General features: G+C 71.4%; 19 protein-coding genes. 15 read left to right on the top strand and 4 right to left on the bottom strand.

Features of this window, described 5'->3' with window-relative positions:
- Window positions 1–9: 9 nt before the first annotated feature.
- The 6 genes from ACWEFJ_RS24090 (at window position 10) to ACWEFJ_RS24065 (ending at window position 8,028) form a co-directional block, all read left to right on the top strand.
- Window positions 10–870 (top strand): alpha/beta hydrolase family protein, encoded by an 861-nt coding sequence (locus ACWEFJ_RS24090; RefSeq protein WP_449715115.1) that lies wholly within the window; start codon window positions 10–12, stop codon window positions 868–870.
- Between the two features lie 468 nt (window positions 871–1,338).
- Window positions 1,339–2,745 carry a family 2B encapsulin nanocompartment shell protein gene (locus ACWEFJ_RS24085; protein WP_449715114.1) on the top strand — a complete coding sequence of 469 codons (1,407 nt, stop codon included), beginning with the start codon at window positions 1,339–1,341 and terminating at the stop codon, window positions 2,743–2,745.
- A 37-nt stretch (window positions 2,746–2,782) separates the two neighbouring features.
- Entirely contained in the window at window positions 2,783–4,195 is a 1,413-nt protein-coding gene (locus tag ACWEFJ_RS24080; protein ID WP_378095722.1) for a family 2B encapsulin nanocompartment shell protein, read from the top strand.
- A gap of 106 nt (window positions 4,196–4,301) precedes the next feature.
- Entirely contained in the window at window positions 4,302–5,342 is a 1,041-nt protein-coding gene (locus ACWEFJ_RS24075; protein WP_449715113.1) for a family 2 encapsulin nanocompartment cargo protein polyprenyl transferase, read from the top strand.
- A 472-nt stretch (window positions 5,343–5,814) separates the two neighbouring features.
- Entirely contained in the window at window positions 5,815–6,786 is a 972-nt protein-coding gene (ispH, locus tag ACWEFJ_RS24070; protein ID WP_449715112.1) for a 4-hydroxy-3-methylbut-2-enyl diphosphate reductase, read from the top strand.
- Between the two features lie 897 nt (window positions 6,787–7,683).
- The gene (locus tag ACWEFJ_RS24065; protein ID WP_449715111.1) at window positions 7,684–8,028 is read left to right on the top strand and encodes a DUF742 domain-containing protein; all 345 of its coding nucleotides are present in this window, start codon (window positions 7,684–7,686) and stop codon (window positions 8,026–8,028) included.
- Here the strand turns inward: ACWEFJ_RS24065 and ACWEFJ_RS24060 are convergent.
- The 3 genes from ACWEFJ_RS24060 to ACWEFJ_RS24050 form a co-directional block, all read right to left on the bottom strand.
- On the bottom strand, window positions 7,981–8,892 hold the full coding sequence (locus ACWEFJ_RS24060) for an NAD(P)-dependent oxidoreductase (RefSeq protein ID WP_449715110.1): 912 nt from the start codon (window positions 8,890–8,892) through the stop codon (window positions 7,981–7,983). The genes ACWEFJ_RS24065 and ACWEFJ_RS24060 overlap by 48 nt on opposite strands.
- Before the next feature lie 178 nt (window positions 8,893–9,070).
- Complete coding sequence (locus tag ACWEFJ_RS24055) at window positions 9,071–9,805, bottom strand: anti-sigma factor family protein (RefSeq protein WP_378095737.1); 735 nt, start codon at window positions 9,803–9,805, stop codon at window positions 9,071–9,073.
- Window positions 9,806–9,809: 4 nt separating this feature from the next.
- Window positions 9,810–10,373 (bottom strand): sigma-70 family RNA polymerase sigma factor, encoded by a 564-nt coding sequence (locus ACWEFJ_RS24050; protein WP_378095740.1) that lies wholly within the window; start codon window positions 10,371–10,373, stop codon window positions 9,810–9,812.
- 177 nt (window positions 10,374–10,550) lie between these two features.
- Here ACWEFJ_RS24050 and ACWEFJ_RS24045 point away from each other — a divergent pair, with 177 nt between their 5' ends.
- The 6 genes from ACWEFJ_RS24045 to ACWEFJ_RS24020 all read left to right on the top strand — a co-directional run bounded on the left by ACWEFJ_RS24045 (window position 10,551) and on the right by ACWEFJ_RS24020 (window position 16,555).
- Window positions 10,551–11,129 carry a hypothetical protein gene (locus ACWEFJ_RS24045; RefSeq protein WP_378095743.1) on the top strand — a complete coding sequence of 193 codons (579 nt, stop codon included), beginning with the start codon at window positions 10,551–10,553 and terminating at the stop codon, window positions 11,127–11,129.
- A 12-nt stretch (window positions 11,130–11,141) separates the two neighbouring features.
- A complete protein-coding gene (locus tag ACWEFJ_RS24040) occupies window positions 11,142–11,894 on the top strand; it encodes a DUF4142 domain-containing protein (RefSeq protein ID WP_449715109.1) in 753 nt (250 codons plus the stop codon).
- Between the two features lie 167 nt (window positions 11,895–12,061).
- Complete coding sequence (locus tag ACWEFJ_RS24035; RefSeq protein ID WP_378095752.1) at window positions 12,062–12,901, top strand: ferredoxin; 840 nt, start codon at window positions 12,062–12,064, stop codon at window positions 12,899–12,901.
- Window positions 12,898–14,712, top strand: a complete 1,815-nt coding sequence (locus ACWEFJ_RS24030; protein WP_449715108.1) for an FAD-dependent oxidoreductase — start codon at window positions 12,898–12,900, stop codon at window positions 14,710–14,712. Before ACWEFJ_RS24035 ends, ACWEFJ_RS24030 begins: the two co-directional genes overlap by 4 nt.
- A gap of 323 nt (window positions 14,713–15,035) precedes the next feature.
- Entirely contained in the window at window positions 15,036–15,728 is a 693-nt protein-coding gene (locus ACWEFJ_RS24025; protein WP_449715107.1) for a D-Ala-D-Ala carboxypeptidase family metallohydrolase, read from the top strand.
- Window positions 15,729–16,108: 380 nt separating this feature from the next.
- Entirely contained in the window at window positions 16,109–16,555 is a 447-nt protein-coding gene (locus tag ACWEFJ_RS24020) for a YkvA family protein (RefSeq protein ID WP_378096596.1), read from the top strand.
- Window positions 16,556–16,557: 2 nt separating this feature from the next.
- Here the strand turns inward: ACWEFJ_RS24020 and ACWEFJ_RS24015 are convergent, their stop codons facing one another.
- Window positions 16,558–17,259 carry a lysophospholipid acyltransferase family protein gene (locus ACWEFJ_RS24015; protein ID WP_378096599.1) on the bottom strand — a complete coding sequence of 234 codons (702 nt, stop codon included), beginning with the start codon at window positions 17,257–17,259 and terminating at the stop codon, window positions 16,558–16,560.
- A gap of 133 nt (window positions 17,260–17,392) precedes the next feature.
- Between ACWEFJ_RS24015 and ACWEFJ_RS24010 the strand changes: the two genes are divergently transcribed.
- The 3 genes from ACWEFJ_RS24010 to ACWEFJ_RS24000 are packed head-to-tail and all read left to right on the top strand — an operon-like array spanning window position 17,393 to window position 20,510.
- Window positions 17,393–18,583, top strand: a complete 1,191-nt coding sequence (locus ACWEFJ_RS24010; RefSeq protein WP_378096592.1) for a PP2C family protein-serine/threonine phosphatase — start codon at window positions 17,393–17,395, stop codon at window positions 18,581–18,583.
- Window positions 18,583–20,076, top strand: a complete 1,494-nt coding sequence (locus ACWEFJ_RS24005; RefSeq protein WP_378096589.1) for a sensor histidine kinase — start codon at window positions 18,583–18,585, stop codon at window positions 20,074–20,076. Before ACWEFJ_RS24010 ends, ACWEFJ_RS24005 begins: the two co-directional genes overlap by 1 nt.
- Window positions 20,073–20,510, top strand: a complete 438-nt coding sequence (locus tag ACWEFJ_RS24000) for a response regulator (RefSeq protein WP_449715106.1) — start codon at window positions 20,073–20,075, stop codon at window positions 20,508–20,510. Before ACWEFJ_RS24005 ends, ACWEFJ_RS24000 begins: the two co-directional genes overlap by 4 nt.
- Window positions 20,511–20,518 lie beyond the last annotated feature (8 nt).

Genomic DNA, 20,518 nt, shown 5'->3' with positions numbered 1-20,518 from the left:
TACACCGACGTGCAACTCCGCACACTGATCCCCGCGCTCGTCCCCGCGCTGGTCCTGTCCCTGGTCGGCGTGGCGCCGGCGCACGCCGAGGTCGAGTACCGACGCGGCCCGGCCCCGACCAACGCCGGCATCGAGGCGCTCCGCGGCCCGTTCGCCACCTCCTCCACCTCGGTGTCGTCGCTCGTGAGCGGCTTCGGCGGTGGCACGATCTATTACCCGACGAGCACCGCCGAGGGCACCTTCGGCGCGATCGCCATCTCACCCGGCTTCACCGGCACGGAATCCACCATCGCGTGGCTGGGTCCCCGCATCGCGTCGCAGGGCTTCGTGGTGATCACCATCGCCACCAACACCCTCTACGACCAGCCCGACAGCCGCGCGAGCCAGCTGCTGGCCGCGCTCGACTACCTGACCCAGCGCAGCGACGTCCGCAGCCGGATCGACGCGTCCCGCCTGGGCGTCATGGGCCACTCGATGGGCGGCGGCGGCACGCTCCGGGCCGCCGAGGAGCGCCCGGCCCTGCAGGCCGCGATCCCGCTGACCGGGTGGCACACCGACAAGACCTGGGGCAGCGTTCGGGTGCCGACCCTCGTCGTCGGCGCGGAGGACGACTCGGTCGCGCCCGTGGCGTCGCACTCCATCCCGTTCTACACCTCGCTGCCGTCCACGCTGGACAAGGCGTACCTGGAGCTGAACGGCGCGAGCCACTTCGCGCCCAACACCTCGAACACGACCATCGCCAAGTACAGCATCGCCTGGCTCAAGCGGTTCATCGACAACGACACCCGCTACGAGCAGTTCCTGTGCCCCGCGCCGGGCCGCAGCACGGAGATCTCGGACTACCGGGACACCTGCCCGCACTCGGTCTGAGACCGGGTCCCGCCCGACCCGGGTGCGCGACGTGGCGTCGATCCCCGATCGACGCCACGTCGCCGTTTTTCACGTTCGGGTGATGTCGAGGACCACTGTGGCGAGCACTCCGCAGGAAGCGGGCAACGTTCACAGTATCGGGTTACCCACGCAAGACTGAATTTTTGTCCGCACTTGCGCGGGAAGACCACCGGAAGTTCGAAATCGCTCCAGTCAACGCCGCTTTCCGGTGAAATCCGCTGCGCCGAACGTGGTACGGATTCCACGACACGGGGAATATCCGCGCCACAGCGGTCTGAAGATCACCCGTTATTACTTGCGACGTGGACCAGCTCCACGGTGCGTGTTCATTTCGAGCCCATCTGACCCTCAGGGGTGTCGCCATATCGGCCGCTTCCCGTACCACGTTCGGGCTCACTACCGTCGGTCCGGACCAATGAGCGAAACCCGATTGGCGGTGTGCGTGCGGTGACTGTGACCGATCCGGACTTGGAGACCGAGCACTCGAGGCTCAGCCTCGGCACGGCGGCGGCGCGGAACCTGGCGACGACGACCAAGTCCGTCCCCCAGATGCAGGGCATCACATCGCGGTGGTTGCTGAAGATCCTGCCCTGGGTGGAGGCCAAGGGCGGCACCTTCCGGGTCAACCGCAGGCTGAGCTACGCGGTCGGCGACGGGCGCCTGACGTTCACCAACATCGGCGCGGACGTCCGCGTCATCCCGCAGGAGCTGACCGAGCTGGCGCTGCTGCGCGGCTTCGAGGACGTCGAGGCGCTGTCCGCGCTCGCCGACCGGTTCGAGCAGCGCGAGTACGAGCCGGGCGCGGTGATCGTGGAGGAGGGCCGCCCGCAGGACGCGCTGCACCTCATCGCGCACGGCAAGGTGAACCTGATCGGCCAGGGCGAGTACGGCGACCAGACCGTGCTCGGCACGCTCGCCGACGGCGAGCACTTCGGCGGCCAGGTGCTCGCCGGACCGCAGGGCGAGTGGGAGTTCACCGCCAAGGCCGTCACGGCGGTCATCGCGCTGGTGCTGCCGTGGGACGTGTTCGAACAGCTCAACGGCGACGCGGGCGGTCTGCGCGCGCACATCCAGCGGATGCTCGCGGGCGGCGCGGGCAGGTCCAACGCCTACGGCGAGGCGGAGATCGACATCGCCTCCGGCCACGACGGCGAACCGGACCTGCCGGGCACGTTCGTGGACTACGAGGTCGCGCCGCGCGAGCTGGAGCTGAGCGTCGCGCAGACCGTGCTGCGGGTGCACAGCCGCGTCGCCGACCTCTACAACCACCCCATGGACCAGGTCGAGCAGCAGTTGCGGCTGACCATCGAGGCCCTGCGCGAGCGGCAGGAGCACGAGATGGTCAACAACCGCGAGTTCGGCCTGCTCAGCAGCGCCGACCTCAAGCAGCGCATCCACACCCGCACCGGCCCGCCCACCCCCGACGACATGGACGACCTGCTGTCCACGGTGTGGAAGGAGCCGACCGCGTTCCTGGCGCACCCGAGGGTGATCGCCGCGTTCGGCCGGGAGTGCAGCAAGCGCGGGATCTACCCGTCCACGATCGACCTCAACGGCCACCACGTGCCCGCGTGGCGGGGCGTGCCCGTGCTGCCGTGCAACAAGATCCCGGTCACCAGGACCCGCACCAGCTCGATCATGCTGCTGCGCGCCGGGGAGCACAACCAGGGCGTCATCGGCCTGCACCAGACCGGCCTGCCCGACGAGTACCAGCCCGGGCTGAACGTGCGGTTCATGGGCATCAACGAGAAAGCGATCATCTCCTACCTCGTCAGCGCGTACTACTCCACCGCGATCCTCGTGCCGGACGCCATCGGCGTGCTGGAGCACGTGGAAATCGGCCGCGAGGACTGAGTCCCCCTCCCGATCCCTGACCAGATAGGCAGCAGAAGTGACCGTGACAGATCCCGGCCTCGCCCCCGAGGAGGCCGAGCAGCACCGGCAGAGCCTGGGCACGGCGGGTGCGCGGAACCTGGCCAGCACCACCAAGTCCGCACCGCAGATGCAGGGCATCTCGCCCCGGTGGCTGCTGCGGAAACTGCCCTGGGTGGCCACCCAGGCGGGCACCTACCGGGTCAACCGGCGGCTCACCTACGCCGTCGGCGACGGGCGCGTCAGCTTCACCAGCACCGGCGAGCAGATCCGCGTCATCCCGCAGGAGCTGCGCGAACTGCCCGTGCTGCGCGACTTCCCCGACGACGACCTGCTGGTCGCGCTCGCGGACCGGTTCCAGCAGCGGGAGTTCCAGCCCGGCGACGTCCTGGTGACCTCCGGCGAGCGCGCCGAGGAGGTGTACCTCGTCGCGCACGGCAAGGTGAACAAGATCGGCCAGGGCAAGTACGGCGACCAGACCGTGCTCGACACGCTGGCCGACGGCGACCACTTCGGCGACGAGGTGCTCTACGGCGCCGAGGAGGACGAGTGGGGGTTCACCGTCAAGGCGATCACCCCCGTGACCGTCCTGGCGCTGCCGCGGCGCGCGGTGCAGGAGCTGGGCGACCGGGCGGAGGCGCTGCGGGCGCACGTCGAGTCGGTCGCGCGCACCTCGGGCAAGCCGCAGAACAAGCACGGCGAGGCGGCGATCGAGATCGCGTCGGGCCACGACGGCGAGCCGGACCTGCCGACGACGTTCGTGGACTACGAGCTGTCGCCGCGCGAGTACGAGCTCGAGGTGGCGCAGACCGTGCTGCGGGTGCACAGCCGCGTCGCCGACCTCTACAACCACCCGATGAACCAGACCGAGCAGCAGTTGCGGCTGACCATCGAGGCCCTGCGCGAGCGGCAGGAGCACGAGATGATCAACAACCGGCGGATCGGGCTGCTGCACAACGCCGACCTCAAGCAGCGCATCCACACCCGCACCGGGCCGCCCACCCCGGACGACCTGGACGAGCTGCTGTCCCGGCGGCGCAAGACGGCGTTCATGCTCGCCCACCCGCGCGCGATCGCCGCGTTCGGGCGGGAGGCGAGCAAGCGCGGCGTCTACCCCGGCACCACCGACGTGGACGGCACGAAGGTGGTGACGTGGCGCGGCGTGCCGCTGCTGCCGTCGGACAAGATCCCGATCTCGCCGCGGCACACCACGTCCATCCTGGCCATGCGGGTCGGCGAGCAGGACCAGGGCGTGATCGGGCTGCACCAGCCCGGCATCCCCGACGAGGTGCAGCCGAGCCTGAACGCCCGGTTCATGGGCATCAACGAGAAGGCGATCGTCTCCTACCTGGTCACCGCCTACTTCTCGGTGGCCGTGCTGGTGCCGGACGCGCTCGGCATCCTGGAGCACGTGGAGATCGGTCGATCCTGACCACGCCGGAGTCGACGGCAGCCGGGCCGCCACGCCCGGCTGCCCGTTCTCCCCTGCCCGCGCCCGCCGCGCGGGACGGGTTACCCCCCGAACAGGAGTTGTGGCGATGACCGACCTGGACGTGAGCCTCGACCACCGGTCCGCGCGCGAGGTGCTGAGCTGGAGCCGCGCGGGCGTCGACCCGGCGTTGCGGACCGCGGTGGACCGCCTGCCGGAGTCCATGCGGGCCATAGCGGGCTACCACTTCGGGTGGTGGGACGAGTCGGGCAGGCCGACGGGGGCCGACGCGGGCAAGGCCATCCGGCCCGCGCTGGTGCTGCTGGGCACGCAGGCGGTGGGCGGCGCGGTGGACGCGGCGCTGCCGGCCGCCGTGGCGGTGGAGCTGGTGCACAACTTCTCGCTGCTGCACGACGACGTCATGGACGGCGACACGACCCGCCGCCACCGGCCGACGGCGTGGCACGTGTTCGGCGTGAACCCCGCGATCCTGGCCGGTGACGCGTTGCTGACGTTGGCGCTGGACGTGCTGGCGGGCAGCGGCCACCCCCAGGCGCAGCAGGCGATCCGGGTGCTGTCGGCGGCCGTGCAGCAGTTGTTGGACGGGCAGAGCGCGGACCTGTCGTTCGAGGAGCGCGCCGACGTGCGGCTGGGCGAGTGCGTGCGGATGGCCGAGCGGAAGACCGGGTCGCTGCTCGGTGCGGCGTGCGCGTTGGGCGCGCTGTTCGGCGGTGGGCGGGCGGAGCAGGTGGAGCACCTGCGGGCGTTCGGGGAGCGGGTCGGGTTGGCGTTCCAGTTCGTGGACGACCTGCTGGGGATCTGGGGCGACCCGGAGGTCACCGGCAAGCCGGTGTACTCGGATCTGCGGAACCGGAAGAAGTCGCTGCCCGTGGTGGCCGCGTTGACGTCGGACACTCCGGCGGCGCGGGAGTTGCACGCGCTGTACCACGGTGAGGACGAGCTGAGCCAGGCCGATCTGGCGCGTGCGGCGGAGCTGATCGAGGTGTGCGGCGCGCGGGCGTGGGCCCAGGGCCGGGCGGACGACCTGCTGGCGAGGGCGCGCGAACACCTGCACGCCGCCGGCCCGTCCGAACGCGCGGCCCGCGAACTGGACGCCGTAGCCCGCCTCGCCACCCGCCGCGACCACTAACCCGTTCTCCCCTCACGTGTCGCAGACCTCTGACCAGCGGTTTCCCCGGCAATCGGATACACGATCGAGTGATTGCCGCCGACCGACCTAATCAAAACACCGTTATCCTCGAAGTCGAACGTCGGTTGAAACAACGAGGCCGGCAACCAACCCGTCGCCCCACGCCACCCCAACCCACCCCATCCGCCACCTCCCACCCACTCGCCCTCCCACACCTCACCCTTTGCCCACCCCCTACCGCCCACCTCACCGCTCCAGCCTCCCCCTCCACCCACCGCTCCAGCCTTCCCGACCCTTCCCACGCTCCCTCCCCGCCGCTCGCTCCTTCCCTTACTTCCGCCTTCCCTTGCTTCCGCCTTCCCGCACTTCCCCCTTCCGCCGACCGGCCGCTCCAGCCTTCCCACCCCCGCACGTCCCTCCAGCCCTGCCGCCCCCAGCCCCTCCCACCCCCGACCTGACGAGGAGCCGCGCCGTGGCCCTTCCCGTAGTGCTGTTGGCCTCGCCCCGGTCGTTCTGCGCCGGGGTGGAACGCGCGATCGAGATCGTGGACCGGCTGCTGGACCAACGCGGCGGCCCGGTGCACGTGCGCAAGCAGATCGTGCACAACACCCACGTGGTCGCCGAGCTGGAAGCACGGGGCGCGGTGTTCGTGGACGAGCTGGACGCCGTCCCGGACGGCGCGACCGTGGTCTTCTCCGCGCACGGCGTATCGCCCGCGGTACGGGAGGAAGCGGCCCGGCGCGGCCTGGAGGTGATCGACGCGACCTGCCCGCTGGTGACCAAGGTGCACGCGGAGGCGAGGCGGTACGCGGGGCGTGGCGACACGGTCGTGCTCATCGGGCACGCCGGGCACGAGGAGGTCGAGGGCACGCTCGGCGAAGCGCCCGAGCAGACCGTGCTGGTCGAGACCGTCGCCGACGTGGAAGCGCTGGAGGTGCCGGATCCGACGAAGGTCTCGTACCTGACCCAGACGACCCTGGCGATGGACGAGACGGCCGAGGTGCTGGCCGCGCTGCGGGCGAAGTTCCCGGCATTGCGGGGGCCGTCGTCGGCGGACATCTGCTACGCCACCACGAACCGGCAGGACGCGGTGCGCGAGATCGCGCAGGACTCGGACCTGGTGCTGGTCGTCGGGTCGCAGAACTCGTCGAACTCGGTGCGCCTGGTGGAGACGGCGCGCCGGATGGGCGCGCCCGCGCACCTGATCGACGACGTGTCGGACATCCAGCCCGAGTGGCTCGAGGGCACGCGGGTGGTCGGGGTGAGTGCGGGCGCGTCCGCGCCGCCCCGGTTGGTGGACGAGGTGATCGAGGCGCTGGGGGCGTGGGACGTCCAGGTCCGCGAGACGGCGCGCGAGACGATCCAGTTCACGCTGCCGACCGCGGTGCGGCCGAGGCCCAACGACGCCGGGACCGGCTCCGCCGCGCCGACCGGCCGGCCGTAGGAGGCCAGCGCGCAGTCGACAAGGGGTGCGTCCCACGGCGCGTTCCGCCGACTAGCCGCAGGTTCGGCCGGATAGCCGCAAGTTCCGCGCCGGCTGGCCCCCCGTTCGGCAGGTGACCGCGACGTCGGAAGGTGACCGCGACGTCCGGAAGGTGGCTGCGACGTTCGGCGGGTGACCGCACATTTGGCGGGATCGCGGGACGACGGGTGTCGGGCACGCACGGTCCTGCGCTCGATCCGGGAGGCCGGCCGCCGGGGCGCGAACCGGCACGGCGGCGAACGCGGGCGACCACACCGACGACCAAACCGGCAGCGCCGACAACGCCGGCCAGGCCCACCAAGCCGACCACGCCGGAACGTGCCGACCAGGCCAACCATGCCGAAACGCGAGGCCAAGGGCGGCGAAACCGCCCAAAACGCCGCGCATTCACCCGACCGAGCCCAATTCCGTCAACCACCCCGAACCTCAAACCTTGGTCAACAACCATTGTGAGAGCACTTCCCCCCTCCCTAGGTTGGTTTCAGGCCACAAGCCGCTCGGTGGTGAGCTCACCGCGAGGACACAAAACCCCTCACCGTGTTCTGCGAGGTAAGCGTGATCGCGAATCCCACACCCATCGGGTAGACCCCCGACGGACGCCTGGGACGCCCAGTCCCAGGCGATCCGAAGCCGAACGCAGTGCGAACGGACGGTTGACCGGACCGATCATCCGACCGCTGAACGCCGACCCGCCACCGCCCGGAAGCGACCGAACACACACCGTCGCCACGACACGCCAACCCTCCCACATGCCGGGAAAACCGAGACAGGAGCGCTGATCACCCCTAGGGTCTACCGGCGTCAGCGACCCTGACCCCCGCGCGACCAAGATCAATACCGACGGCTTGAGGAGCTGGTGTGTCGACCCTCCGGGTGCGCCCCTACACCAGAACCGGCGGGCGGACGCGGTCCGCGACCACGCTGGCCATCGAGACCATCGTGACGACGAACGAAAAGGCGCGCCGAGACGCCCTCACGTCGACCGCGGAACACCGCATCATCAGCGACCTGTGCCGCAATCCGCATTCCGTCGCGGAAGTCGCGGCGACATTGCGGTTGCCGCTCGGAGTCGTGCGCGTGCTGCTGGCGGACATGTCCGATCTCAGCCTGATCAACGTGCACCAGGACAACACGATCGACGACAAGGGCCGGCCGTCACTGGAGTTGATGGAACGCGTCCTCATGGGCCTGCGCAGAATCTGAACGTTCCCGCAACGCGTGCACCACGGCGGCCATGTCGTGCTTGCCGTGCCCCAGCTCCACCGTGCGCGCGAACAGCGCCAGGCACGCGTCCAGCAACGGCGAGGCGATCCCGGCGGCACGGGCGGCGTCGGTGATCAGCCGGGTGTTGGTGAACACGTCGCGCGCGGCGGCCTGGGCCTCGAAGTCGTCCTCCAGCAGCTTCACGGCCTTCACCCGCGACACCTTGCTGGCCATCGGCCCCTTGTCGAGCACCTCCACCAGCGTGCCGAGGTCGAGGTCGTGCCGCTCGGCGAAGTGGAACGCCTCCACCAGCCCGGTCGTCATGGTGATCAGGAACGTGTTCACCGCCAGCTTCATCAGCAGCGCGTTCGGCGCCGCGCCGCAGTCCACGACCTCCGCGCACATCGGCGTGATCACCTCGCGGACCCGCGCGACGGCCTCGGGGTCGCCGGCCAGCATCGCGACCAGCTCCCCCGCTTCGGCCGGCTGGCGTGAACCCGAGACCGGCCCCTCGACGTAGTCGCCGCCGGCGGCACGGACGTCGGCCGCGAGCGCGCGCGAGAAGTCCGGGGACGTCGTGCCCATGTGCACCACGGTGCGGCCCGCGACGAGCCGGGCGAACCCGTCGGTCCCCCGTTCGAGGACCGCGTCGATGGCCTCCTCGTGGGCGAGCATGAGGATCACGACGTCGGACGCCGCGAACACCTCCGCCGGGGTCGACGCCACCCGCGCGCCCGCGGCGCGCAGCGGTTCGGCCCGGTGCGGCGAGCGGTTCCAGACCACGAGCGGCCGGCCGGACCGGGCCAGGTTGAGCGCCATCGGCTGACCCATGATGCCGAGACCGACGAATCCGACCTCCACCACTACCTCCTCGCGCGACGGCGCCGTGCCGCCTCCCGCGGGGATTCAACGCCGTCGCGGCGGCCCGGTCTTGAACGGTGGTGCGCCTGGGCGTTCAACTCGGGTGTTCCCGACGTAGGACACTCGCGACCTGAACGTAGGACACGCGCGACCTGAACGTAGGACTCGCGCGGGGTGGGGGTCAGGAGGTGGGGAGGCGGACCAGGGGTGTGCCTCGCTCGGCGTCCCGCACGACGAACTCCGCGATGTCGTGCCAGCGCAGGCCCACCGAGGCCGACAGCGACACGGGATCCTTGCCGGGGCCGGTCGCGGTCACGAGCCACGAGCCGACGACCATCGACTCGCCCGCGCGGGACTTGACGACCAGTTCGCACCGGGTCGGCCCCTGGGCTCCCTTGACCTCGAAGCTCAGGGACGTGCCCCACGGCTCGGGGGTCGCCGCGAGCCGGGCGGACACGCCGGTGGTCGCGTCCGTGCGGCTGACGACGCCGGAGCCGTCGGGCGAGCCCTTCGCCACGTTGGACCGCTCCGGCACGGCGGGGGTGGACGGGGGGCCGGCGACCGGGTCGGACGGTGCGGCGACGGTCACCGACACGACCGCGGTCAGCACGACGAGCAACACCGCGGCGGCGGCGGCCAGCAGCGCGATGTCACGGCGCTTGCGCGCCCTGGAGGCGGAGACCGAGTCGAGCATCGCGCGCACCGAACGGCCGTCGGGCCGCTCCCCCGCGTTGGCGCGCAGCATGCCGTTGGCGTCGGCCTCGTCGAGCAGGTCGGGCAGTTGGGCGAAGTCGCGCAGGTCGAGCGCACATCGACGGCACTGGGCGAGGTGGTTCTCGAACGCGTCGACCTCGTCCTCGTCGAGGACACCGAGGACGTACGCCGCCACGTCGATGTGGTTCGGCTGCGAAGTCACCTGTTCAGCCCCGATCCTGCAACGCGCGTCGCAGGGCGCGCAGCGCGTAGTACACCCTGGACTTCACCGTGCCGGGCGGTACCCCGAGCACCGCGGCGGCTTCCCCGACGGTCCGATCCCTCAAGTACGTCTCGAGAATAGCCTCCCGGTGTTCTTCCGTCAGTCCGTTCATCGCTTCGGCTACGACTATCGCCGCCAGCGTGCGGTCGGCTTCGTCGCGCGCCGGGGCTTCGTCGGACGGCGTCAATTCCGACTCCTGCGGTCGGACGCTCCTCTTGCGACGGTCGTCGATGACGAGCCGCCGGGCCACGGTGAACAGCCAGGAGCGCAGCAGGACGGGGTCCCGCTCCAGCTTCTCGGCGTTGCGCCACGCCCGTACGAGCGTCTCCTGGACGATGTCCTCTGCCCACTGCCGGTCGCTGCCGGTCAACCTCATGGCATGACCGAGCAGTGCGCTGCCGAACTCCTGGTAGAGCCTGCGGATCAGCTCGTCTTCCAGGCTCACGTCCGGCCGGCCGTGCTCTCTCTGGGGGGAAGTGCTGCGTCTGTGCCGCGCCACGCCGAGCATCCAAGCGCGCCGGGGGTGGCCGCGTCGAGGGTTTCACCGCAAAAAAAGTCGTCGATTTGTTCGTGAACCGTCACCGCTTCGTGTCCGTATCCCCCGGTATCCGCTTCAAAGGCACGGACCCGACTGCCGGTCCGCTAGCCCTTTCGGCGGACCCGCCGGCCGGAGAAAGGACCAACGATGCGAAGTCGACGTTCCCGGAGGGCGTTGCTGCCCGTTCTGGCGGCAGCGGCGTCGGTGCTGGTCAGCGCCTGTGGCGTGACCGGGGTGACGCCCGTTGCGAGCCAGGACGGGGCGGAGGGCGCCGGTTCCGGTCCGACGACTCTCCAACAACAGCCGGAATTCGGCAAGGAGCCGCACCAGATGCTGTCGGCGACCGAGTCGAAGCAGGTCGGCTGGTTCGTGGCGGACGCGGCGGGCTTCGCGCTGTACCGCTACGACAAGGACACCGCGAAACCGCCGAAGTCCAATTGCGAGGCGGAGTGCGCGAAGAGTTGGCCGCCGGTGCTGGTCGGCGACCACACGATGACGTCGGGCGTGGACCCGACGCTCGTGGGGTCGGTGGCGCGCGCGGACGGCGCGAAGCAGGTCACGCTGGCCGGGTGGCCGCTGTACCGGTACGCGGGCGACAAGAAGGCGGGCGACCTGGCCGGTCAGGGCAAGGGCGGCGCGTGGTTCGCGGTGACGCCCGAGGGGAAGAAGGCGCAGGCCGAGGACGGCGCGAAGCCCGGCGCCCCGGCCGGCGGCGACGGTTACTAGGACGAGAAAGCCATGTCAGCCAAGCGTTTCGCGGCGGTCGTGCTGGCGCTGCACCTGCTGGTGCTGCCCGCGTTCCCCGGTGTCGCGCGCGCCGACGACCCGCCCGGCGCGGGCCCGGTGGAGCAGACGCCGCTGGGCCCGATCACCGCGCTGGACAAGGAACTTTTGGTGAAGGTGCGCCTGGCGGGCCTGTGGGAGATGCCCATGGGCGAGGAAGCGCAGACGCGGGCGGCGAGCACGCGGGTCAAGGAGGTCGGCGCGCAGCTCGCGAGCGACCACGCGTTCCTCGACGAGCGGGTGGTGCGGTTGGCGTCGCAGATGAACGTGCCGCTGCCGGACGAGGCGAACGCCGACCAGCGGTCGTGGATGGCGGAGATGCGGTCGCGCACCGGCGCGGCGTTCGACGACTCGTTCGCCAACCGGTTGCGCGCCGCGCACGGTTCGATCTTCCCGGCCATCGCGACGGTGCGGGCGAACACCCGCAACGAGGCGATCCGGCAGTTCGCCCAGGTGTGCAACCAGATCGTGCTCAAGCACATGACGCTGTTGGAGAGCACGAACCTGGTCACCGCCATGGGGTTGGCCAAACCGGTGGCCGCGGGCGTGGCGCCCGCGGCGGCCGTGGGCGCGGACCCGGTGCGCGCGACGGCCCCGCTGCCCTCCGGTGGTCCGAGTCCTCTCGTCGTGCTCCTCATGTGCCTGGTGGGCGCGGTGGTGACGATCGGGATCCTGCGCCTGCTGCGGCCACGCGGCAACGTCCGGTGAAAGGAGGTGGTGCCCTACCACGACATCCGCGCAGCACGTACCCCACCGTGGAGATCCTCCACGCCCTCGAACCCGTCCGGCAGGACGTGACCACTCCTGCGCGGCCTGCCGGGCGGGTCCTCCCACCGCCTGCGAGTTCTCTCCCGCCACCTCGGAGGTAGACACCCGTGCTCACCCAGGTTCCGCTGCTGGTCGCCCAGGCGGCCGGCGGCGACCACGACGCCGGAGTGCGCCACGTCGCGCAGATCTCGGCGCGTCTGGCCTACGCGACCATGTGCGCCACCCTGTGCTGGGGCGTGCTGATCGCCACGGGCTGGGCCAACAGGATCACCGGACGGCAGGGGTTGCGCAACAGCCACATGGTGCTGGCGACCATGGCCCTGACGTTCGGCTCGCTGCACGCGTTCGCGTTCACCCTGTTGCAGCTCGGCGCGTTCTCGTACCTGAGGCTCCTGGTGCCGTTCTCCGACGGCGGCCTGTTCCGGCACGCGCTGGGCATCGTCGGCCTGGAGCTGATGCTCGCCATCGCGATCACCGCGGGGCTGCGCAAGAAGTTGTACTACCGCAAGTGGTTGCGGCTGCACCAGCTCGCCTACGTGGCGGTCGCCGCGACCGTGGCGCACTCGTGGTTCGGCGCGGTCGCGAACGGCAACCTGGCCGTGCTGTGGCTGGCCGGGCTCACGATCCTGATCCCCACGGTGACCGTCGCCGTGGCGCGGTTCCTGCCGCCGGACTGGTTGGTGAAGCTCGGCATGCTGGAGCCGGAGCCCGGGTTCGAGCCGGAGCCGGACGGCGCGGGCGGCAGCGCGTTGGACATCAGCGTGGACAACGAGCGGTGCCACCGCTACGGCATCTGCCAGGCCGAGGCCCCGGGGCTGTTCCAGCTCGTGGACGACGAGCGGCTGCGGTACGAGCGCAGGCCGCCGCCCGAGCTGTTCGCGAAGGCCAGGGCCGCCGCGCGGGCGTGCCCGATGCGGGCGATCGAGCTGCGGGAGCGTGTGCGGTGAAGAACGAGGAGCGCGTCGTGATCGCGGGCGGCGGGCTGGCCGGGCTGCGCGCGGGCGAACGGTTGCGGGAGCTGGGTTTCCGCGGCGAGATCGTGATCGTGAGTGCGGAGCGGCACCTGCCCTACCACCGGCCGGCGCTGTCGAAGGAGGCCGTCAACGGCGAGCTGATCCCGTCGGACCTGCGGCTGACGATCAGCCGCGAGCTGAACGCGGTGTGGCGGCTGGGCACCGCGGCCACGCACCTGGAGCCGGACCGGCACGTGGTGGGCCTGCCGGGCGGCGAGGAGCTGAGGTACGACGGGCTGATCATCGCGACCGGGGTGGAGCCGCGGCACCTCGCGGGAGCGCCGCGCCAGGACCCGCGCATCCACGTGCTGCGGACCGTGGACGACGCGATCGCGATCAAGCAGGCGATCAACTCGACGCAGGGGTTGGTCGTGGTCGTCGGCGGCGGGCTCATCGGGTGCGAGATGGCCGCGTCGGTGAAGACGATGGGCCGGGACGTGGCCATCGTGAGCCGGTCGTCCACGTTGCTGGGCAGCGCGGTGGGCCGGACCATCGCCGACACGGTCACCGAGGCGCACCGGTCGCGCGGTGTGCGGATGGCGATGGGCGTGAAGATCCGGCACTGGGTGCGGCAGGCGGGCGGGGTGGCCGTCCACCTCTCCGACGGGCAGGTGTTCTTCGCCGCGGTCGTGGTGATCGCGGTGGGCGCGTCGCCGTCGGTCGCCTGGCTGCGCGGGTCGGGTCTGGTGCTGGAGGACGGGGTGCTGTGCGACCCCACGTGCCACGTGGTCGGCGGGACCGACATCGTGGCCGCGGGCGACGTCGCGCGGTGGCCGAACCTCCGGTTCGGAGGGCAGCCGCGTCGGGTCGAGCACTGGCTCAACGCGGTGGAAATGGGGCGGGCGGCCGCGGAGAACCTGTTGGCGGGCAGGGAGGATTCGCGGCCGTTCACCCCGGTGCCCCGGTTCTGGACCGAGCAGTACGGGATGCGCATCCAGGGCTCGGGCCTGCCCGCGATGGGCACGGACACGACCACGCTGGCGGGGTCGCGCAAGGACCACCGGACCATCACCGGGTTCATCAACGACGGCCGGCTGGTCGGGATGGTCGGGTTGGACGCGCCGACGGCGATGATCAAGCTGTCGACCGAGCTGTGGCGGCAGAACCGGGTGACGGCGACCGGCCCGCACCGCCGCCCGCCGCGCGCGGTCCCCGAACCGCCGGCGTCGCAACCGGACGGCTCGCGGTCGAACGACCCGCGGTCGGACAACCCGCAGCCATACAGCCAACGGTCACACGCGTCACGGTCGAACGAACCCCGGTCGAACGAACCCCGGCCGGACGGGTCGCGGCCGGACGGATCGCGGTCGAACACACCACAGCCGGACGTGCCCGTCGCGGCGGGCATCGCGCCGGTGACACCGATCGGGGCCGCCCGGCTCGGGGCCTCGGCGCGATCCCGGCCGACGCGCTCGGAGCAGTCCCTGCGCTTCGAAGCCGTTCGCTCCGAGGCGATGCGGCTGGAATCGGCGCTGCTCCGGGAGGCGGCGCGGGTGGAGGCGGCCCGCGCGGAGTCGGTGCGGGCGGAATCGGTGCGGGCGGAGTCCGTCCGGGCGGAATCGGTGCGGGCGGAGGGAGGAGCGGCCCGGACGCACTTCTCGGACCCGGTCGAACCGACCGGACTTCCGCGCCGACAACAGGATTCCCCGCCGTTGCCCATCCCGCCGTCGCACGCGCCGGTCGTGCGGTCGCGCGGGCACCTGCGCTCCCTGGCGCGCACCGGCCCGAAGGCCAGACCCCGCTGAGGAGTCCGGTGGCGACCGGCCGCGGCCACGTGTCTCACATGGCCGCGGCCGACGCGCGCGTCCACTTGTGACTTCGCGGCACCGAAGGCACGTGGGACGGCGTCACGCGCTTGGTGCGGCAGGATTCCGGGCGTGGTGAGGCGGACGTCCGCATCGGTGCGGCGAGGCCGGGGCACCGGTCGTTCACAAGCTGTTCCTGATGTGTGAAATATTCAGACATCAGGGACAGATTGACGCAAGTTTACCGCTCCGACAGGCTCCAGAGCCGTCCCCCATCCGGTCTGGAGGTCCCTGTGCTCCGACTAACTTCGTATCTGGCCTCGTTGGCGCTCGTCGCCGTGGTGCTCGTCGTCGGCGGCGGCACGGCACAAGCCGACGGCTGCTACACGTGGAACCGCTCGCTCTCCCAGGGCGCGTCCGGCGAGGACGTGCGGCAGCTGCAGATCCGCCTGTCCGGCTACCCGGGCTACGGCGCGGTGCTCGCCCTCGACGGCTCGTTCGGCCCGGCCACCCGGTCGGCCCTCATCCGCTTCCAGCAGGCGTACGGCCTGGCCGCGGACGGCGTCGCGGGTCCCGCGACCTACTCGCGGATCTACGCGTTGCAGGACGACGACTGCACGCCGATCAACTTCTCCTACGCCGAGTTGAACAACTGCAACTCCACCTGGTCGGGCGGAGCGGTCTCCGCGGCGACGGCGAAGGCCAACGCGCTGGTGTCGATGTGGAAGCTGCAGGCGATGCGGCACGCGCTGGGCGACCAGCCGATCCGGGTCACCAGCGGGTTCCGCAGCGTCGCGTGCAACAACGCGGCGGGCGGCGCGTCCAACTCCCGGCACCTCTACGGCGACGCGGTGGACCTGGGCGTGAGCCCGCACTCCCTGTGCCGCCTGGCCCAGCAGGCCCGCAACCACGGGTTCAACGGCATCCTCGGCCCGGGCTACCCCGACCACAACGACCACACCCACGTCGACCACCGGGGCAGCCGCTTCTGGTCGGCCCCGTCCTGCGGCATCTGACCGATCCGACAGGGCACACCCCCGGCGCGCGCGGGTCCACCCCTCCGCCCGCGGGCGTCGGTCCCCGGGTCCCGCGGGCACAACCCCTTCACCCCGCGGGACCCGTGAGAACCGCGGGCCGCGTGCGGGCCTCCACCCGCCGCGGCCCGCGGCCCGCGTGTCCAACCTCCAGAACGCGCGTGTCCTACCTCCAGAACGCGCGTGTCCTACGTTCGGAACGCGTGAGTCCAACGCTCAGGTCCCGTGAGTCCAACGCCCGGGACCCCCGAATTCAACGCCCGGGACGCCGCCAGTCCACAGTGGACGCCTCCTGAGCGGCGACCGGACGGCCGCCCACCGCTCCACCCGCGGGAACGCCCCGCCGCCACTACCATGGAGGCGTGATCTTCCTCAGCGTGGTGCTGACCCTCGTCGGGCTGAGCACGCTGCTGTGGCGCGACGACGACCTGATCGGCCTGCCGCCGGCCGTCGCCGGCTCCGGCCTGGTCGTGCTCGGCGTGGCCGCCGGCGTGCTCTGGGCGGTGCGCCGACGCCGCCGGTGGGAGCGCAAGGGCGAACCGCGCCCCGTCGGCAACGTCGTCGACCGCGCCAAGGCGCTGCCCCGGCTCCTGCGCGAGCGGAAGGCGTACGGCCTGCCCACCAGCACGCTCGCCACCTGGGCGTTCGCCGTGGTCTACCTGGTCTCGCCGATCGACCTGCTGCCGGAACTGCTGCCGGTGATCGGCGTCACCGACGACGCCGGCGTGGCGGTCTGGCTGCTGACCAGCGTGTCCACCGTCGCGGGCCAGTACCTGCGGTGGGAGCGCGAACGCGCGAAGACCCGCTGACCTCACCGGCCGCCGGGGTGGGGCAGCTCGCGCACCTCCGTCAGCAACGTCGTCACCGCGCCCATGATCCGCGCCGTCGCCTCGTCCAGCACGGCCTTGGTCGGCTCCAGCCCGTACAGGTCGGACAGGTCCACCTCGCGCCCCGCCACCACCGACACCTTCCGCCACGGCCGGGGCAGGAAGCTGCCCGGCGGCAGCAGCTCACGGGTGCCCCACTGGGCCACCGGCACGACGGGCGTGCGGGTCGTCAACGCCAGCCGGGCGACCCCGTTCTTGCCGCGCATGGGCCAGCCGTCCGGGTCGTTGGTGAACGTGCCCTCCGGGTAGACGATCACGCACTCCCCCGCGTCCAGCGACGTCCGCGCGCCGTCCAGCGCCCGCCCGGCGCGCACGCTGCCGCGGTCGACCGGGATGTGCCGACCGGACGACATCACCCATCCGATGACCGGTGCCCGCCACAGGCTCGCCTTGGCCAGGTAGCGGGGCACCCGGCCGGACGCCAGGGCGAACGCGGTCAGCGTCACCGGGTCGGCGAACGACAGGTGGTTGGACGCGAGCAGCACGGCACCCTCGCGCGGGATGTTGGTCCGGCCGGCCATCCGCATCCGGACGAACAGCACCACCAGCGGCCACAGCAGGTCGATCGCCACGGAGTACCAGAACCCGCGACCGCGCCGGGGCAGGCGGGTGGTCAACGCCACCATCTGGGAGAACGTCACGGCAGGATCTTCGGTCATGGCGACGGGGGCCGTCACCGCGGCCCACCCCACGCCACCGCGGCGACCCACCGGACCACCGTCGCCCCGGTCTGATCCAGTTCGACTAATCTCCTCCCCCGTGGCAGGGCTTCCCGCACCGCGGACCGCGGCCGATCGGATCAACGTGCTCCTCGTCGAAGACGACGAGGGCGACGCCGTGCTGGTCGAAGCCCTCCTGGACGAGGTCGAGGCGGACGTCGAGCTGCACCGCGCGCGGACCCTGCGGGAGGCCGAGGGCCTGCTGGCCAAGGCCGACTGCGTGCTGCTGGACCTGGGTCTGCCCGACACGACCGGCCTGGACGGCCTGACCCGGCTGCTCGCCCACCCGGCCCCGGTGGCGATCATCGTGCTCACCGGCCTGAACGACGAGCACCAGGGCACCAGGGCGGTGGCCGCGGGCGCGGAGGACTACCTGGTCAAGGGCCAGGTGGACGGCGTGGGCCTGGCCCGCAGCATCCGCTACGCGGTCGGCCGCAAGCAGGCCGAGGAGACCCAGCGGCAACTGCGCGACGAGCAGCTGCTGGCGGCGGAGAAGACCCGCCTGGAACGCGGCCTGCTGCCGTCGCCGATCATGCGCGGCGACGACATCGGCTGGCAGGTCCGCTACCGGCCGGGCGGCAGCCGGATGCTGCTGGGCGGTGACTTCTACGACGCCGTCCGCACCGCCGACGGCACGTTGCAGGTGCTGATCGGCGACGTGTGCGGGCACGGGCCGGACGAGGCCGCGATCGGCGTGTTCCTGCGCATCGCGTGGCGGGCGCTGGTGCTGGCCGACCAGGAGCCGTCACGGGTGCTGCGCACGCTGCACGAGATCCTGGAGCACGAGCGCCACCAGCCCGGCCTGTTCACCACGGCGTGCATGGTGACGATCTCGCCGGACCGCCGGTGGGCGCGGGTCTACCTGGCCGGGCACCCGGAGCCGATGCTGCTGGTCGGCGACCGCGTGGTGGAGCTGCCGCGCGACCGGGCCGGGCTGCCGCTGGGCGTGCTGCCGGACAGCACGTGGAGCGGCCTGGACGTGCCGCTGCCGCCGGGCTGGGCGATGCTGCTCTACACCGACGGCCTGGTCGAGGGCCGCGTGCACGGCGACACCGAACGGCTCGGCTCGGAGCGGCTGATCGACCTGATCGGCGAGATCACCCGGGAGCGGCCGGACTGGACGCGCACGCCGGCGACGCTGCTGGACGGCCTGATCAGCAGGGTGAAGGAACTCAACGGCGGGGAGCTGGACGACGACATGGCCGTGCTGCTGATCTCGGAACGCGACTGATGGACATCCGCACGCGCTGGCCGGCGAGCCGGCTGCTGATCGCCGCCGTGGTGGTGCTGATGGTGGTGTGCGCGGCCGCCATCGGCAGCCTCGTGGTCGCGCTGAGGGGCATGACCGCCGCCCGCGTCGAACTGCTCGACCGGATCGACCCGGCCCGGCGGCACGTGCTCCAGATCGAGACCGCGCTGGCCAACCAGGAGACCGGTGTGCGCGGGTACGTGCTCACCGCCAACCAGAACTTCCTGACCCCCTACACCGAGGGCCGGCAGGCCGAGCACGACGCGGTGGAGACGACCCGGTCGCTGTTGTCCGCGGCGCGGCGGGCCGACCTGGTCGCCGACCTCGACGCGGTCCAGCGGCTCGCGGACGACTGGCGGCAGAGCTACGCCGAGCCGCTGGTCGACCTGGTGTACGTGTCGGGGAACCCGCAGACCACGCTCGCCGACGCCGAGCGCGGCAAGGCGCTGTTCGACCGGGCCCGGACGGGGCTGGCGGCGTTGCAGACCAAGGTCGACCAGGCGTCGGTCGCCGCGAGAGCGGACCTGGACGAGGTGGCCAGGCAGTCGTTGTGGCTGGTCATCGGCCTGGGCCTGCTGCTGGTGCTGATCATCTCCGGGGTGGCGGTGATGCTGTACCGGATCGTGATCGCGCCGCTGACCGGGCTGGCCGACGACGTGCGGCAGGTGTCGTCGGGGGACTTCGAGCACAAGGTCGAGGCCGGCGGGCCGCGGGAGACGGTGATGCTCGGCCAGGACGTCGAGGCCATGCGGACCCGCATCCTCGCCGACGTGGAGGAGCTGCGGCGGTCCAACGGCGAGCTGGAGCAGTTCGCGTACGTGGCCTCGCACGACCTGCAGGAGCCGCTGCGGAAGGTGGCGAGCTTCTGCCAGCTGCTGGAACGGCGCTACTCCGGCCAGCTCGACGACCGCGGCGAGCAGTACCTCCGGTTCGCGGTGGACGGCGCGAAGCGGATGCAGGTGCTGATCAACGACCTGCTGGCGTTCTCGCGGGTGGGCAGGCTCACCCGCGAGCAGACGCTGGTCGACTGCGACGAGCTGGTCGCGCAGGTGCTGGACAACCACTCCGAGGTCATCGAGCGGACGAAGGCCACGGTCGAGGTCGCGGACCTGCCGACGGTGCGCGGCGAGGAGTCGCTGCTCGGCGGCGTGTTCGGCAACCTGATCAGCAACGCGTTGAAGTTCCACGGCGAGGAGCCGCCGCACGTGCGCGTCGACGTGGAGCGCACGGGCGCGTTCTGGACCTTCACGGTCAGCGACAACGGCATCGGGATCGACCCCGAGTACGCTGAGCGCATCTTCGTGATCTTCCAGCGCCTGCACCACAAGGACGACTACCCCGGCACCGGGATCGGCCTCGCCATGTGCCGGAAGATCATCGAGTACCACGGTGGCACGATCTGGTTGGACACCGAGAGCGCCACGGGCACCACCTTCAGGTTCACGCTGCCGGCAGTAGAGGACGACGAGCAATGAGCAACCCGCTGAACGTGATCGACGTCCTGCTGGTCGAGGACGACCCGGGCGACGCGTTGATGACGCAGGAGGCGTTCGAGCACCACAAGATCCGCAACCAGCTCCACGTGGTGCGCGACGGCGTCGAGGCGCTGGAGTTCCTGCGCCGCCAGGGCCCGTACGCGGACGCGCCGCGGCCGGGGCTGATCCTGCTGGACCTGAACCTGCCGAAGATGGACGGCCGCGAGGTGCTGGCCGAGATCAAGGCGGACGAGACGCTGCGCCCCATCCCCGTGGTGGTGCTCACCACGTCGGAGGCGGAGGAGGACATCCTGCGCAGCTACAACCTGCACGCCAACGCCTACGTCACCAAGCCGGTGGACTTCGACCGGTTCATCGAGGTCGTGCGGCAGATCGACGACTTCTTCGTGACCGTGGTGAAGCTGCCCCGCTAGGCGCGTGC

This window comes from Actinosynnema sp. NPDC004786 (assembly GCF_053601135.1).
The sequence above is the reverse complement of the archived record's forward strand: the minus strand, read 5'-3'. Positions and strand labels throughout refer to the sequence as shown.

What these genes read in the sequence shown, in the direction of transcription:
- ACWEFJ_RS24075 (WP_449715113.1), top strand. Translation starts at nt 4,302, where the DNA reads ATGACCGACCTGGACGTGAGCCTCGACCACCGGTCCGCGCGCGAGGTG.
- ACWEFJ_RS24050 (WP_378095740.1), bottom strand. Translation starts at nt 10,373, where the DNA reads ATGCTCGGCGTGGCGCGGCACAGACGCAGCACTTCCCCCCAGAGAGAG.
- ACWEFJ_RS24045 (WP_378095743.1), top strand. Translation starts at nt 10,551, where the DNA reads ATGCGAAGTCGACGTTCCCGGAGGGCGTTGCTGCCCGTTCTGGCGGCA.
- ACWEFJ_RS24040 (WP_449715109.1), top strand. Translation starts at nt 11,142, where the DNA reads ATGTCAGCCAAGCGTTTCGCGGCGGTCGTGCTGGCGCTGCACCTGCTG.
- ACWEFJ_RS24015 (WP_378096599.1), bottom strand. Translation starts at nt 17,259, where the DNA reads ATGGTGGCGTTGACCACCCGCCTGCCCCGGCGCGGTCGCGGGTTCTGG.
- ACWEFJ_RS24005 (WP_378096589.1), top strand. Translation starts at nt 18,583, where the DNA reads ATGGACATCCGCACGCGCTGGCCGGCGAGCCGGCTGCTGATCGCCGCC.
- ACWEFJ_RS24000 (WP_449715106.1), top strand. Translation starts at nt 20,073, where the DNA reads ATGAGCAACCCGCTGAACGTGATCGACGTCCTGCTGGTCGAGGACGAC.